We start from the raw sequence: 16,751 nt of genomic DNA on the forward strand, positions 1-16,751 counted from the left end.
TACAGTTTGTAAAAAAGGGGTTTAATAAAGTTTTTATGAATCAAATGATTTGGATGTTATTAATTTTATTTTAAATAAAATTATAAAAATTGTTGAAAAAGATAGGGGAAAATGTTAGTATGAATATGCATATTGAATACGAGGATATAATCCTTTTAGAATAATGAAATTTAAAGACCATTTTTTGAGTAGGGAAGAAATTTCGTTTTTTCTATATTTCAATATCGATATAATAAAAATAGGAGGGTTGTGTATCTTATGAAGAGTAAGCAACAGGATTTTAGAACGGAGAAGTACATTCGTTATGGTATTCGGAAGTACAGCTTTGGGGCAGCGTCGGTGGCAATTGCGGCCGGTTTGATGATGTTCCTAGGTAATGGTGCGGTATCGGCAGCGGAAGTACAAGGTGCAGATGCAACAGTGGCAACGACAACACCAGTAGCAACAAAGGAGTCGGAGTCAACTATAACGGCGGAGAAATCTGAAGCTAAGGCGTCAGAAAAAGTAGTAGAGACTAAAAAAGTTGATAAGACTGCTCTGACTAAAAAAGTAGTTGAGTTAGAAGCGAAGATTGCATCTGCAAAGAAAGCTGATGCAACAGCGATAGCTACTGCAAATGAAGTATTGACTGCGGCAAAGGCAGTTCTTGCAAACGAAACTGCAAAACAGGCTGATATCGATGCAGAGCATGCTAAAGTTGAAGCTTTGATTACAGTTGTAGTTGAGTCAGACGAAGCTGGGAAACAAGTTGAGGAAACAGCAGCAACTACAGCAGTCAAACCAGTGGCGACCACTGCTACAGAAAAAGCTGTAGAAGAATCTAAAAAGGTTTTGGAACAGGTCACGTCAGAAGCGGAAGTGACAAATGTTCTTGCAGATGAAGCGGTTCGTAGAAATAAGGTTGAAGGCGCAAACAAAGCGGCAATTGAGGCGGCGATAGCTAATAATAAAGAAGTTATTGCAGAAACTAAGAAAGTCCTAGCGAATGACACCCTTACAGCTAAACAAATCAATGATCAATTGTCACGCTTAAATGATTCCATTATTGCTGTCTACAATGATTTGAAGAAAGCAGGAATCGGAAAAGATGGAAACTTTGGAGTCGCTTTGGCTGCTCAAGATTTCTATGCTGAAGAGGGTTCTAATACAACTCATGCATCGGAAACAAACGCTGCAAATCATACTGGTAAAGATACCTATACAATTCCAGTCCAAGAAATTAAATTAATTACGGGTACTGATGCTACAGGGTTAGAGATAGAAGTCTATTCTAATCAGCGGACTGGTGAAGATACTAATGCTGGAAATGGGATGCATACAGAACAGGGTGGAAAAACTGGTCATAACAACAAAGGACGTGTAGACTATCCATTAACCCCTGATGCCGCTAAAAAATTAGCAGAAGAAGCCCCTCTTTGGAGAAACAAACTCCGTGCGGATGGGTCAAGAATTTCAAACGCTGCGACGTCAATATACTCTGCCAACGGTGGTTATGAATACCTAGCTACAGAAATTTATGGCTATGGGTATGAACAAGGAGTTGACAGAGTTTATATTAAAGGTTTGAAAGATCGTATTGCAGTTACAGAAAAAGCTAAGCAAGCTGGTTGGAGTCTTACCTCTGTAACACCAACTAACCTTGTACCAGGCGTTACTTATGATGAGGCGACAGATACCATTCAAGGTAAAGTAGTTGCTGGTATTGAAAATGGAGTGTATGACTTACGATTCAATATTACTGCAACGAATACAGATGGGCGGACTGTCACCTTCCAAATTCAGAATCTACGTGCTGGTTGGGTAGGTTGGCAAGATAGCACACCTCCTACAATTCAGTCAGATTCAGCTCGTTATGATAGAACTGTTGGTGATGATGCGAATATCAATCTTCGTTTTCATGATTCTTCGGGAGCTAGTGCGATACCTGGCAATTCAGCAGGAAGCTATGACTATACAACTGCTGAAGGTAAAGTAGTTAAAGTTCGTCAAAATTCTTCTAAAGCAGTCACAGGTGTCTCAGGCTACAACACTATAGGAGCAGAATTAGATGATTCTAAAGTGTTGATTCCTGGTACCAACTATACTGTAACAAACAGTACTGCTGAAGAGCAAAAAGCTGCTGGAACCAACATGGGTAATGCTGTCATTGGAGGTAAGGTGACAGAGGCAGGTATCTATACCGTTTCAGTATTTGCTAAAGATTATGATAAATTATCTAATAATACGACATGGAATCAGTCAGGTCAAGAGGCGCACGGTTCTATTACTGTAGTTGTTAAGCCTAAAGTTGAAGTTCAAAACGTTGAAACCTATTCAACAACAGTTCCTGTTAAAATCTCGAAAGGTGCTACAAGTGCTAAGGTTACAATGCCAGATGGAACTGTAACAAACTTGAAAGCCGTTAATGGTAAATGGCTTGTAGATAGTGGTTCAACCAATACAGCGGTTACTGAGAATCAAGAACTAGGTGCTGTAGATTCAAATACCGTCTTTAATATTCCAGTCACGTCAGAAGCAACTGCAAAAGTTGGTGTTGATAATATCAAAGTAGAAGCATCAGCTGAAAATGTTAAGGGAACTTTCTTACGTGAGCGAGTTGAATTGAATGGAACTGATGGGCAAAAACACACTGCAGTTTTAAATAGTACATCTGGTCACTGGGAGCTTCCTGCTGACTATGCCGAAGTGAAAACAGCAAATGGAGATGGGACTACAACTTGGACGAAACGCCAAGTATACACTGAAACGAAACTAGATGGCGGTATGAAATTCTTCATTTACGAATATACTCGTCAACTTGATAAAGATGGAAATGTAACAAGTGTAACTACTCCTGATCGTCCAATGACGGAATATGTTTCTCAAAATACTAACCAAGCTGGCGATGGTATGTCAGTAACTATTACTTTTGACAAACATTCAAACACATGGACATCATCAGATGGAACAGAAGTTACTGCTAAAAAGTTGGGTGATGATTCATGGGAAGTTCATACTAAATCAGGATTTGGTGGAATCATTAGAGGAACAATCGCAACTAACTCAGATGTTGCGACTGTTGTCAATACGAAACCAACTGCAAGCTCACAAGATTATACTTCTACTAAAGGAACTGCGGTAGATCTCCGTAATGAAGCAAAAGCTGCAGTGACAATCTCTGATGCAGAAGATACTAAGTACGGAAAAACAACTTACATTACTCGTATTACAGTAACATCTCCTTCAGGAGTTCAGAAGGTTTATGACACTAAACAAGATGCAAACAACTATAATCTTGCTAGTGGTTATACACTGAGTGAAGTGGGAGTCTATACAGTAACAGTTGACGTTATTGATAGTAATGGCAATTACACAACAGATGCTACAATAGGTGGAACTGAATCTGGTGTGGATCATGGGGCTGGCTCATCAACAGCTACAACAACTTACCACATCACAGTAACAGACTCGATTGAAGGTCATAATGTAACATCCACAGATGTTCAAGGAGCGACTCAAACAGGTACTCCAACCTTTACATCTGTTGGTGATGGCTCACCTGTGGTACCAAGTGCTACTTCACCTGCTAAGTTGGTAGATCCTACCACTGGTAAGTTAGTTGACCAAGTAACAATTGATGGTCAAGGAACATACACAATTAATAATGAAACTGGTGTTGTGACATTTGTTCCGTTGAAAACATTCACAGGTACAGCAACCCCAGTGACTGTATCATTAACAGCAACTCTTGGTCAAGATAAAGATGGACAACCTATTACCGCTACAGCGACAGCAACTTATACTCCAACTGTTACACCAGTTACTCCAACAGCAACTCCTGCAGAATCAACTGGAATCCAAGGCGCTACTCAAACAGGAACGGTAGCATTCAAAGAAGGACACTCTGTTGCTCCAATCAAGCCGAACTCAGCTGTTCTTCTTGATAAGAATGGTACTCCGGTAGCACCTGGAGCTTCAGTAGATGCTTTGGATGAGAATGGTAACAAAGTAGGGGAATATACAATTGACCCAACTTCAAATACTGTAACATTCACTCCAACCGATAAGACTTACAAAGGTAAAGTCCAACCTGCAACAGTTCAGGCTGAAGATGAGAATGGTACAAAAGTTAAGACAACTTATACTCCACATATTGTAGGTGTTACTCCAACAGCAGAACCTGCTAAGTCAGTTGATGTCCAAGGAGCAACTCAAGAAAGTACAGTAACATTCAATGGTGGTACGACTACACTGGATGGTAAACAGGTGACTGTAGATATTGACCCAGCTACTTTCACTCTTTTAGATGAAACCGGAACTCCAGCAACATCTGTTCCAGCTAAAGACCCTAGTGGAAATGTTATTGGTACATATACTCTGAAAACAGTTGGTGGACAAGCCGTTGCAGTCTTTACCCCAACTGATAAGACTTATAGTGGTGAAGTTCAACCTGTGCGTGTACAGGCTAAAGATAAAAATGGTATTTCGGTTGAAACAACTTACACACCATTGATTAAGCCAGTTACACCAACAGCAACTCCAGCAACTTCTGAAAATATTCAAGGAGCAACACAAACAGGTACCCCTACATTTGTTCAAGGTGATGCAATTGCACCAATTAAACAAGGTTCAGTAAAACTTCTTGATAAAGAAGGGAATGAAGTTCCTGCAGGTCAGACAACTCCAGCTTATGCTGAAGATGGGACTACTGAAATTGGTACATTCTCTATTGATCCAACAACTGGAAAGGTAACCTTTAGTCCAACGGATAAATTGTATTCTGGTAAGGTTACTCCAGCAACTGTGCGAGCAGAAGATGAAAATGGAACTAAAGTGACGACAACTTACACGCCACAAATTATCCCAGTAAAGCCTATTGGAGTTCCTGCGACTTCTGAAGATGTTCAAGGTGCAACTCAAACTGGAAAACCAGAATTCCAAGGCGGAACTGCAGTTGTCAATGGAAAAGAAGTTACTGTTGAGATGAATGACACTGTTCCAGCTAAATTGATTGATTCTAAAACTGGAAATGTTGTGGATTCTATCACTATTCCGGGTGAAGGTACTTATACTGTAGCACCGGACGGAACAGTAACCTTTGTTCCTGAAAAAACCTTTACAGGTCAAGCATCAGGCGTTGAAGTTTTACGTGAAGACAAGAATGGAACCCCCGTTACAGCAAGCTACACTCCAGTTGTTAAGGCAGCAATTCCAACAGCTACTGATGCTGTTACAGAAGACATTCAAGGTGCAACTCAAAAAGGAGTGCCTACATTCCTAGGTGGTAGGGTTACTGTTAATGGAGTGGAAAAAATTGTTCCTATTGATGAAGCCAAGGGTCTTGAACTTATTGATCCAAAAACAGGAAAACCAACAGATCAACCAATTGTCATTCCAGGCGAAGGAACTTATACTGTAAATAATGGTATGGTAGAATTTAAGCCAGAACCACAATTTACTGGAAAAGGAACAGGCGTAGAAGTTCAACGTGTAGATGAGAATGGAACTCCTGTAAAAGCTAAATACACTCCAGTTGTTAAACCAGCAACTCCAACAAGTTCGGATGTTGTTACAACAGATGTTCAGGGTGCAACTCAATCAGGAACACCAACATTTGAAGGTGGAAAAGTCAAAGTTAATGGTATTGAGAAAACTGTTGAAATTGATGAAACAGTCAAACCAACGTTTGATGATGGTACAACAGAGAAGACAATTCCAGGTGAAGGTACATATACTATTGATGAAACTGGAAAAGTAACCTTTACTCCCGAGAAGACATTTACAGGTCAAGCAACAGGTGTGACTGTTAAGCGTGTTGATAAGAATGGAACCCCAATTACAGCTAAGTATACCCCAGTTGTTATCCCGGTTACACCTACTTCAAAAGATTCTGAATCAGAAGGTCCGAAAGGACAACCTCAATCAGGAACACCAACATTTGAAGGCGGAAAAGTAACAATCAATGGTAAAGAAATTCCGGTAGAAATTGATGAAACAGTTAAGCCGACCTTTGACGATGGTACAACAGAGAAGAAGGTACCAGGTGAGGGTACATATACTATTGATGAAGCTGGAAAAGTTACTTTCACACCAGAGCCAGAATTTGTAGGTCGAGCAACTGGAGTAACAGTTAAACGTGTTGATAAGAATGGAACCCCAATTACAGCTAAATACATCCCTACTGTACGTCCGAATACTTCATTTGTGGATACTAAAGGAAATATTCTAGCACCAAGTGAAGATGGTTCGCAACCTAAGAAAGATATTCCAGGATATAAAATTGTTGAAACTAAGGTTGATGAAAAAGGCAATGTGGTCCACGTTTATGAGAAGGTTAAGACCAGTCATAAGGATAAGGAAGGGAACGAAATTCCAGGTTATCCAAGCGAAGACGGCGAACAACCTAAGAAAGATATTCCAGGTTACCGCTTCGTAGAGACTAAGAAACTTCCAAACGGCGACACAGAACACGTTTATGAGAAGGTTAAGACCAGTCATAAGGATAAGGAAGGCAATGACATTCCAGGTTATCCAAGCGAAGACGGCGAACAACCTAAGAAGGATATTCCAGGTTACCGCTTCGTAGAGACTAAGAAACTTCCAAACGGCGACACAGAACACGTTTATGAGAAGGTTAAGACTAGTCATAAGGATAAGGAAGGCAATGACATTCCAGGTTATCCAAGCGAAGACGGCGAACAACCTAAGAAGGATATTCCAGGTTACCGCTTCGTAGAGACTAAGAAACTTCCAAACGGCGACACAGAACACGTTTATGAGAAGGTTAAGACTAGTCATAAGGATAAGGAAGGCAATGAAATTCCAGGCCACCCAACCGAAGACGGTGAACAACCTAAGAAAGATATTCCAGGTTACCGCTTCGTAGAGACTAAGAAACTTCCAAACGGCGACACAGAACATGTTTATGAGAAGGTTAAGACCAGTCATAAGGATAAGGAAGGGAACGAAATTCCAGGCCACCCAACCGAAGACGGTGAACAACCTAAGAAAGATATTCCAGGCTACCGCTTCGTAGAGACTAAGAAACTTCCAAACGGCGACACAGAACATGTCTACGAAAAAGTGAAGACCAGTCATAAGGATAAGGAAGGCAATGAAATTCCAGGCCACCCAACCGAAGACGGTGAACAACCTAAGAAAGATATTCCAGGCTACCGCTTCGTAGAGACTAAGAAACTTCCAAACGGCGACACAGAACATGTCTACGAAAAAGTGAAGACCAGTCATAAGGATAAGGAAGGGAATGAAATTCCAGGTTATCCAAGCGAAGACGGCGAACAACCTAAGAAAGATATTCCAGGCTACCGCTTCGTAGAGACTAAGAAACTTCCAAACGGCGACACAGAACATGTCTACGAAAAAGTGAAGACCAGTCATAAGGATAAGGAAGGGAATGAAATTCCAGGTTATCCAAGCGAAGACGGCGAACAACCTAAGAAAGATATTCCAGGTTACCGCTTCGTAGAGACTAAGAAACTTCCAAACGGCGACACAGAACATGTTTATGAGAAGGTTAAGACTAGTCACATGGATAAGGAAGGGAATGAAATTCCAGGCCACCCAACCGAAGACGGTGAACAACCTAAGAAAGATATTCCAGGTTACCGCTTCGTAGAGACTAAGAAACTTCCAAACGGCGACACAGAACATGTCTACGAAAAAGTTGTTACTGCCCCTCAACAAAAGCCGACTGAGCAATCTCCAACTACTAAAGCAACCAAAGAATTACCTAATACTGGTACGGAAGATCATGCAGCTTTGGCAGCTCTAGGAGTACTTGGTTTGATGAGCGGATTTGGACTTGTGGCACGCAAGAAAAAAGAAGACTAATTCTATACTCGAGATTCTAACTAGTATCCATTAGTTTCTTAAACAAAAAACCAACTAATCATTAGGTTAGTTGGTTTTTGTCTATTCTCGATTTTTCCAAGCTTGGTAGCGGGTGTCGATCAAGAGTTGGGTTAAGCGTCCCATGGTTTCTCTTTCTTCGGGAGTGAGGGATTGAGCTTGGACAAAGAGATGATGAATGTGTTCAATGACCTTGAAGGAAGAAAGGTCGTTGATAGAAGAGATGCCTGCATTGAGAATGATTCCAAAAAAGAGGTCAAAGTAGAGCTGCAGTTCTTCGTCAGGAACTGTTTCAACCCATTCCTTGAAAGTAGTGTCGACTTGTTGGCTGTCACTATTGGTCTCGTCTAGTTGGACAAAGTGCTTGTCTTCAACCTGCCAACTAAAGGTATCGTGCTGGGCGATACCTTTAGTTGGCAGTGCTTCGAACAACAATTTTTTTATCCGGAATTTCCAGCATCATCCCGATGATAGAACCTTGTGGAACAAATACTTTCGTTCTTTCCATCATGTTTTGATAGCCAGGTGTTTCGGTTAGTTCCTTGTGAAGTCCAGGAGCATCAAAAGTATAGACAGCGACAATGTTTTTTTGTAAGACTGGATCGAGCTGACTAGCAGCATAGACGGCTAGATTGCCCCCTTTTGAGTGTCCAGCTATGACAACCTTTTGGTTAGGATGTTGAGCAAAAAAATTTTGTAAATACTGGAGTGCGTGTTTTTGAGCAGGGATTTCCTTCATATAGGTCATATGGAAATCTTCTTTCCAACCAATGATACTATCATCCGTTCCGCGAAAAACAAGCAAATAGGTATCGAGACTGATACGATAAGTCATGGCTGCAAACTGTTTTTGCAATTCAGGATCGATATCATTGATAAAGTCTGAGAGCTTGCAATTTTTAAAGCGTTTGTGTTGAGCGAGCTGATCCAACAACTGGAGACGGTTTTTATTGGTCAACATCGTCGTGTCTCTAGGGATTTGAGATGCAAGATCTATGAGGCGCTCTGGTTCTTGGGTGACTACATCATCGAAAGCAAGATAGGTTAATTCAGTCAAGGCAAGAACATCTAACTCATTCACGGGGAGGTCATAAAAGGAATCGTATGCTACATCATTTAAGTAGTCAAAAATATTGGCCATAAAAGCTCCTTTCTCTATGTTTATCCTATCACATTTACCTAGAATTAGCTAGTAGGGTTTGATTGAAATACATAGAAGATAGATTGCTCCTATTTCAAACCTCTAAACGAGCTTACTTGTATGTTTTTGCTATCAATCCCATTTTCCTTTAAAAAATTCTTCATCTCATTTACATCATCAGGCTGACCTGTGATGAGATAGCTGGCTTGATTGCCGTATTCATCAATAGCACGTTTTAAAAATTCTTGACTTTGAGAAAAATCATCGCTAGTTTTATAAGTAAAATTCGGTGTTTTTTGAGCCAGTTCTTTCATCTCATTATCGAAAATAGTAACTCCTTTGTCAAAATGGTTGAGAATAATCGGACATTTACCAGCCCATTCTTTGATAAGGGGGCGTAGAGCAGAAATGCCGACATCAGATGCAAAGCAAACTAGTGGCTGATTCGTATCTTTAACAGTCAAAGAGGAATCCAGCCAACTCATCTCAACCTCACTGCCAGCCGGTAAATGTGTCAAGGTTTCCTTAAAGTGGCTACCACTATTATGAGTCAAAATGAGAATTTCATCTTCATCAGGTGTGGAGGCAATGGTTAGCCATCGACTGGTTTGCTCTCCCTTAGCTTCGTTTTTATTAGTAGTAGAAGAAGTATCAGGGAGTGTAAACTTGGCATAAGCCCCAGCTTTCCAGTTTTGATAACTTGGTTTTGTGATGTGAATTAAATACAGATCTCCGCTGGGATTTTCGATGGATTTTATCGATAATATCTGACTTCGTCCAAGGTAGGCGATGGCACCCCAAGTTATAAGGCCTAAGACTCCAGGTGTTGATAGAATGATAATAAACATTTTTTTACCTCTTTTCATTATTTTCCTCATTTTCAAAATTTAAAAGATAGCCAAGTAGCCAGTGCGATAACAGGAATAAAGCCAATCAGTTTGATAAGCAAATCAGTATTAGGTAGGCTGTAAATATAAATCATGGTAGTCAATGCCGCCAACCAAATACCCGCAATTTTTAAAATAACAGGTAAGCCGGCAATCATACATAACCCTATAGCCAGCAAAATCATACCTCCAGTCGCAAAGGACATAAAATCAGGGTTTGATAAATCAACCTGTTGTAGTGTAGCTCCCCAAATAATGATCAAAATACCAATAATGGCAAGAGAAATTCCTGTAATACCTAATCCATTCATTTTTTTAACTCCTTGTTTGTCCATGATAAAATCTCCTTTATTATATTATTGAATGAATAAAATATTAGTTCATTCATATATTTTCAAAAAATAAAAAAATCAATTCTTCTTATAAAAATTTTGTCCTTTCTATGTAAATAATATCAAATATAGCATATCCATTTAATCTATAATCTGTTCTATCTCACCTATAAGAATAAAATGAGGTTCCCAGCCACCATGTCCGTCAGTATAGATATCTGGATACAATTCATAGTAATCCCTTATTTCCTGTACAAAACTCTCCTTGTCAAACTGTTGCTTACAAAGCTTTTTACATAAAAAAGTCTGTTTTGCCTCTTTAAATCCCATTGTCTTACCTATAGGAATTGCCATAAGTCCGGCATTTTCTATTTTATTTTCATTTCTTCCTGAATGACTTCCAAGGTATGCAAGTGCCTTTTTATATTTTGGATCAAAAAAGCTTACAGTAAAGTATTCACTATCATCAATAAACTCAGCTGTATATCTTGACGGATGTATATATAGGGTTACAGTCGCCTTACTTTTTCCCGGTGCTCCCCAAATATTTCCAAGGCTACTCCATGACACGAGGCAGGCATTGAACTTTTCCCTGTTGCCTACCGTTATTGCCGCCCATTCACTGTCAAAAATGTCAAACGGTTTGTACTCTTTTTTTCTAAATTCCATGTTCATTCCTCTTTCTCCAATTCACCTATAATTAAATTATATTTGTTATTTAAGAATTCCTTTTATGAAGTTGGTTGCAAGTATTTCAACGGTCTTGCCAATATCTGGAAAATCTTTTTCCGTGATATGCATATCCATATAGTAAAACAGATTATAAACCTGTAAAATATCTTGAATCTTTTCTGGCGAGTACCCTTCAGCCTGCATACGATTTGTAAAAGTTTTAACTAGAAACTGATGAAATGGATTTGCGACTTTGCCTTCCTCCGAGGAATAGTAGCTGTGTAACTCATCTGCGATGGCAGGATTGTACCATTCTGCAAGGATTTTATTGGAAGAAACGAGAGTTCTGGACTGAGCAAAGAGTTGACCAATGAGGTCGGTCATATCAATTTCCCAATCCAGTTCTTCGATCATAGCTTGGCGAACACGGTTGTTTTCATCTATATAGGTGTCTAGAAAAATGGCTTCTTTACTCTCGTAATAGTTATAAAAAGAACCAACTGCAACACCAGCTTGCCTAGCAATTTCTGAAATTCCTGTTGCCTTGTAACCTTTTTTCGAAAAAACTTCATAGGCTGCTGTCTTTAAAGCTTGTTTTTTGTCCAATATGATTTAGCCTCCTTTGTTTTGTGAATGAATAAATCGATTTGTTCATTCATATTCTAACAAATCATGGCTAGCTTGTCAATAAGAAGGCTAGATTTATTAAATAAGTTAAAGAAACGCTAACAAAATGAGCACAAAAAGGAAAATATAGGATAAGGCTGGAACTATAGTTAAAAATAAGGTATGATATCAGTGGGAATGTTCTCTATTTAGCATCTGTTTTCTGATCTGGATTTGGGAAATAGGCTGCTAAACAGTATGAGATACTGATCCGTAAATCTGATATGAAGGGTTTTGATACTTTGAGAAATAGCAAAGGAGGAGCGCATGCACAAGATTTTACTAGTAGAAGATGACAAAGTTATTCGGCAACAAGTTGGGAAATTACTCTCTGAGTGGGGTTTTGAGGTCGTTTTGGTAGAGGACTTTATGGAAGTCTTGAGCTTATTTGTCCAGTCAGAACCTCATTTGGTGCTCATGGATATTGGTCTACCTCTTTTTAATGGTTACCATTGGTGCCAGGAGATTCGTAAGATTTCTAAGGTGCCCATCATGTTTCTCTCTTCGAGAGATCAAGCGATGGATATCGTCATGGCGATCAATATGGGGGCAGATGACTTTGTGACCAAGCCTTTTGACCAGCAGGTGCTCCTTGCCAAGGTTCAAGGCTTGTTGCGCCGTTCCTATGAATTTGGCCGTGATGAAAGTCTGCTGGAGTATGCGGGTGTGATCCTCAATACCAAGTCTATGGACCTGCACTATCAGGGGGAAGTCCTGAGTTTGACCAAGAATGAATTTCAAATTTTGCGGGTCTTGTTTGAACATGCTGGCAATATCGTGGCGCGTGATGACCTGATGCGGGAACTCTGGAATAGCGACTTTTTCATCGATGACAATACCTTGTCTGTCAATGTTGCTCGCCTGCGCAAAAAGTTGGAGGAGCAAGGTTTAGCAGGGTTTATCGAAACCAAGAAAGGGATAGGATACGGACTGAAACATGCTTGATTGGAAATCATTTTTTCTAGCCTATCTGCGTTCTCGCAGTCGCGTTTTTGCCTATATTTTTTCATTAGGCTTTCTCGTCCTTCTCTTTCAGTTTTTATTTGCTAGTCTAGGAACTTATTTTCTTTATTTCTTTCTGCTCAGTAGTTTTGTGACCTTCCTATTTTTGGCTTGGGATATATTTGCAGAAGCTCAGGTTTACCGGCAGGAAATACTCTATGCTGAGAGAGACCCCAAGTCTCCTCTGGAATGTGCGCTAGTAGAAAAGCTCGAAGAGCGTGAGTCTGAATTGTATCAAAAGAAGTCGGAAGCGCAGAGTAAGCTGACGGATTTGCTGGACTACTACACCTTGTGGGTTCACCAAATCAAGACCCCCATTGCGGCAAGCCGTCTCTTGGTAGCAGAAGTCTCTGATCGTGAGGTCAAGCAGCAACTGGAACAGGAAATCTTTAAGATTGACTCCTATACCAATCTGGTGTTGCAGTACCTGCGTTTGGATAGTTTCCACGATGACTTGGTATTTGAAAAGGTTCAAGTGGAGGATCTGGTGAAGGAAGTGGTTCGTAAGTATGCCCTTTTCTTTATCCAAAAAGGACTAACGCTCAATCTCCATGACCTTGACAAAATCATCGTGACCGATAAGAAGTGGCTGTTGGTCGTCATTGAACAAATCCTCTCAAACAGTCTCAAGTACACCAAGGAAGGTGGGTTAGAGATTTACATGGAAGGTCAGGAACTCTGTATCAAGGATACGGGAATCGGGATAAAAAATAGTGATGTGCTCCGAGTCTTTGAACGTGGTTTTTCAGGCTACAATGGGCGTTTGACCCAGCAGTCATCTGGACTTGGACTTTATCTATCTAAGAAAATTTCTGAAGAACTGGGTCACCAGATTCGTATCGAGTCTGAGGTTGGAAAAGGAACGACAGTACGCATCAAATTCGCTGAAGTGAAGCTCGTTATCGAGTAAACATAGATGATAAAAAGCCTCCGATTGGAGGCTTTTGTGCTAACTACTTATTTCTCAACGCGTGATTTGTTGGCGATATCAGCAAGGATAGCTTGAACAAAGTCATCAACTGAGACAGTTTGTGTTTCTTTTTGGCCGTAGCGACGAACGTTGACGGTTCCGTCTTCCATTTCCTTGTCACCAACGATCAATTGGTAAGGAATCTTGCTAGTTTGTGAAGCACGGATCTTGAATTGCATTTTTTCATTGCGCTCATCTACGTCGGCACGGACACCACGGTCACGGAGTTTCTTAGCAACTTCCCATGCGTAGTCTACGTGTTTTTCGTTAGAAACGGGGATGAGAGTTACTTGATGTGGTGCAAGCCATGTTGGGAAGGCACCCTTGTAGTTCTCAATTAAGATAGCTGTGAAGCGTTCCATAGTGGAGATAACCCCACGGTGAATCATAACTGGACGGTGTTCTTCACCATCAGCTCCGATGTATTTGAGGTCGAAGCGTTCTGGAAGCAAGAAGTCAAGCTGGATCGTAGAGAGGGTTTCTTCTTTTCCGAGAGCTGTCTTAACTTGGATATCCAATTTTGGTCCGTAGAAAGCTGCCTCACCTTCAGCTTCAAAGTAGTCCACACCCATTTCATCAAGAGCTGCACGAAGCATGGTTTGGGCATTTTCCCACATTTCATCGTTGTCAAAGTACTTGTGAGTATCTTGAGGGTCGCGTAGAGAGAGACGGAAGCGGTATTCAGTCAAGTTGAAGTCTTCATAAACATCGATAATCAACTGAAGGGCACGTTGGAACTCTTCTTGGATTTGTTCAGGAGTAACAAAGAGGTGACCATCGTTGAGAGACATTTCACGCACACGTTGAAGACCAGTGAGGGCACCAGATTTTTCGTAACGGTGCATCATTCCAATCTCGGCGATACGGATTGGCAACTCACGGTAGGAGTGAACATGGTGTTTGAAAACTTGGATGTGGTGTGGGCAGTTCATTGGACGAAGGACAAACTCTTCACCGTCCCCCATGTCCATAGTTGGGAACATGTCCTCTTGGTAGTGATCCCAGTGACCAGAAGTCTTGTAAAGCTCTACAGAAGCAAGTGGTGGAGTGTAAACGTGTTGATAGCCAGAAGCCAACTCTTTGTCGACGATGTAGCGTTCCAATTCACGACGGATAGTCGCACCGTTTGGCAACCAGAATGGAAGTCCTTGACCAACTTCTTGAGAAATCATGAAGAGGTCAAGCTCTTTACCAAGTTTACGGTGGTCACGTTCTTTAGCTTCTTCACGCATTTGAAGGTAGTTTTTCAAGTCTTTCTTGTCAAACCAAGCTGTACCGTAGATCCGTTGCATCATCGCGTTGTCGCTATTTCCACGCCAGTAAGCACCTGCTACATGAAGAAGGTGGAAGATTTGGATACGGCCTGTTGATGGGACGTGAGGTCCACGGCAAAGGTCCACGTATTCACCCTGACGGTAGATAGTCAAACCACCCTCGTCTTCTGAGTGTTCTTCGATCAATTCCAACTTGTAAGGGTCGTTCTTGAAGATTTCACGCGCCTCGTCCTTGGTAACTTCTTCACGAATAGATGGGAAGTTTTCTTTGACAATCTTTTGCATTTCTTCTTCGATACGAGGCAGGTCTTCGTTAGAGATTTGACCAGCAGTATTGTCGGTATCGTAGTAGAAGCCATCTTCAATAGCTGGACCAACTCCCAAGTGAATGTCTGGGAAAAGGCGACGAGCTGCTTGGGCAAACAAGTGGGCAGCTGAGTGACGCAAGATTGGAAGGGCATCTTCGTGATCAGGTGTCACGATTTCGATGCTTCCATCTTCAGTGATAGCACGAGTCGTGTCGATGAGTTTGCCGTTGAATTTACCAGCCAAGGCTTTTTTAGCTAGGGAATTGCTGATAGATTGGGCAATTTCAAAAGTAGTAACGCCAGATTCGAATTCACGAACAGCGCCATCTGGGAAAGTAATCTTAATCATGGTTTTCTCCTTAAATATTTATTCTATTTTTGTTGGACAATTTTAAGAGCCGAGCAACTTCTTCCGCAGTCTGATTCTCTGATTGACTACCATCTGTTACGAGGCTAGGATAGCCTAATTTCACCGCTTCCTTACGAACCATTTGAGCAAAAAGAATGTCTCGTTGCATCCAGTTTTCAAAAGCTTGATCAGGGTTGGTTGTACCCTCTAAGACATAAGGAACCCATTCTCTCTGTATATAATGCTTTTTTTGAAAATCAGCTGTCGGAGTCAAGCATAGATAGGAAGATGCTGGACATTCAATCTCCTTTACCAAGTGAGGCAAAAGTCCTGCTCCCTCCACCAAGAGAGGTCTGTTTTGATTTTTTATCAAGTAAGATTTTACATAAGGAAAAATCTCTTCATAAAAGCACCATTCTTCATCTGCCATCTCTTCTGGCTTTCTCATCCAGATTTGTTCTGGATTTCTATCCTTCCTAAGAAGGCAAATTGGCTGTGAGTCTGCACTTGCTTGACTCATCATCTCTTCTACCAAATCATCCAGTTTGATATGAAGTAGTTGATACTGTCTAGCAAGAAGTGAGGCAATTGTTGACTTTCCACTACAAGGCGATCCGCCAATCATATAAAGCATCGTTCTTCCTCCTTCTGACAAAACAAAAAACGACATCCTAAAAGGACGTCGCAACGTGGTTCCACCTTCATTTATGTTCCTCAAAAAAGAGGGACACCTCTGATTGGCTTTAACGTGGCCACCGTTTTATGTTTGCATAAAAGTCAGTAGAGTAGTATCAGTTTAGGCTTTCTATGCGTTTCCAGCAACCACGCACTCTCTAGTAGAAAGGGACTAAGTGACTTGTCTCTATGCATTATTATAGCATGATTGCGAGAATTTTCAAGGTTTTTGTATAATTTTTTTGTTTTTCGCTCTCTTGAAGAGATGCTTGATACCCACACCAGAAACCAACCCAAGTAGGGCAAAGAGTTCATAGGCTAGGAAGTAAAGCAGGATGAACTCACCAAAGGTGATGATAGTAAAGCAATAGAGCAGACCAATGCTGAGTAGCCACCAAAGTGAGAAATGAAATCGATAGCTATAAAGTAGCGATACGATAAAGGTTACCAGAGGTGAAAAGAGGATGATGTTGTAAATGTATAGTCCCTTCAGTGTATATGGGTCAGAGATGAGTAGAGAGAGGAGCTCATAGAGGGGCCAGTAAAAAAAGAAAGTGACAAGGTAGTATGGGATATACTTAAGATAATTCCGCATGGCAATAGTCCTCCAATCTGGAAAAATTGAGA

10 protein-coding genes and 1 pseudogene are annotated in these 16,751 nt (G+C 40.8%); 3 read left to right on the plus strand and 8 right to left on the minus strand.

The window, feature by feature from the left end; translation table 11 throughout:
* The first annotated feature begins 258 nt into the window (after nt 1–258).
* Nucleotides 259–7,830, plus strand: coding sequence for a YSIRK-type signal peptide-containing protein (locus tag B7721_RS04695; protein ID WP_084877779.1), 7,572 nt, complete (start codon nt 259–261; stop codon nt 7,828–7,830).
* Between the two features lie 81 nt (nt 7,831–7,911).
* On the opposite strand, the pseudogene B7721_RS04700 reads toward B7721_RS04695, so the two are convergent.
* The 5 genes and pseudogenes from B7721_RS04700 to B7721_RS04720 form a co-directional block, all read right to left on the minus strand.
* A pseudogene (locus B7721_RS04700) lies at nt 7,912–8,989 on the minus strand (DUF2974 domain-containing protein).
* 89 nt (nt 8,990–9,078) lie between these two features.
* Nucleotides 9,079–9,855: a ferredoxin reductase domain-containing protein gene (locus B7721_RS04705; protein WP_084877781.1), complete on the minus strand. Its 777-nt coding sequence runs from the start codon at nt 9,853–9,855 to the stop codon at nt 9,079–9,081.
* A 14-nt stretch (nt 9,856–9,869) separates the two neighbouring features.
* Entirely contained in the window at nt 9,870–10,187 is a 318-nt protein-coding gene (locus B7721_RS04710; protein ID WP_193389082.1) for a hypothetical protein, read from the minus strand.
* Nucleotides 10,188–10,349: 162 nt separating this feature from the next.
* On the minus strand, nt 10,350–10,883 hold the full coding sequence (locus B7721_RS04715; protein WP_001055665.1) for a flavin reductase: 534 nt from the start codon (nt 10,881–10,883) through the stop codon (nt 10,350–10,352).
* Between the two features lie 39 nt (nt 10,884–10,922).
* Nucleotides 10,923–11,492, minus strand: a complete 570-nt coding sequence (locus B7721_RS04720; protein ID WP_049477455.1) for a TetR/AcrR family transcriptional regulator — start codon at nt 11,490–11,492, stop codon at nt 10,923–10,925.
* A gap of 321 nt (nt 11,493–11,813) precedes the next feature.
* Between B7721_RS04720 and B7721_RS04725 the strand changes: the two genes are divergently transcribed.
* Nucleotides 11,814–12,491 carry a response regulator transcription factor gene (locus B7721_RS04725; RefSeq protein WP_084877782.1) on the plus strand — a complete coding sequence of 226 codons (678 nt, stop codon included), beginning with the start codon at nt 11,814–11,816 and terminating at the stop codon, nt 12,489–12,491.
* A complete protein-coding gene (locus tag B7721_RS04730) occupies nt 12,484–13,458 on the plus strand; it encodes a sensor histidine kinase (RefSeq protein WP_084877784.1) in 975 nt (324 codons plus the stop codon). The genes B7721_RS04725 and B7721_RS04730 overlap by 8 nt, the downstream gene beginning before the upstream one ends.
* A gap of 47 nt (nt 13,459–13,505) precedes the next feature.
* On the opposite strand, the gene thrS is transcribed toward B7721_RS04730, so the two are convergent.
* The 3 genes from thrS to B7721_RS04745 form a co-directional block, all read right to left on the minus strand.
* Nucleotides 13,506–15,449: a threonine--tRNA ligase gene (gene thrS / locus B7721_RS04735; RefSeq protein ID WP_084877786.1), complete on the minus strand. Its 1,944-nt coding sequence runs from the start codon at nt 15,447–15,449 to the stop codon at nt 13,506–13,508.
* A gap of 10 nt (nt 15,450–15,459) precedes the next feature.
* Nucleotides 15,460–16,083, minus strand: a complete 624-nt coding sequence (locus B7721_RS04740; RefSeq protein WP_084877787.1) for an adenylate kinase family protein — start codon at nt 16,081–16,083, stop codon at nt 15,460–15,462.
* Nucleotides 16,084–16,344: 261 nt separating this feature from the next.
* A complete protein-coding gene (locus B7721_RS04745; RefSeq protein ID WP_084877789.1) occupies nt 16,345–16,719 on the minus strand; it encodes a hypothetical protein in 375 nt (124 codons plus the stop codon).
* Between the last annotated feature and the right edge of the window lie 32 nt (nt 16,720–16,751).

This window comes from Streptococcus oralis subsp. oralis (assembly GCF_002096445.1).
Lineage (GTDB): Bacteria > Bacillota > Bacilli > Lactobacillales > Streptococcaceae > Streptococcus > Streptococcus oralis_N.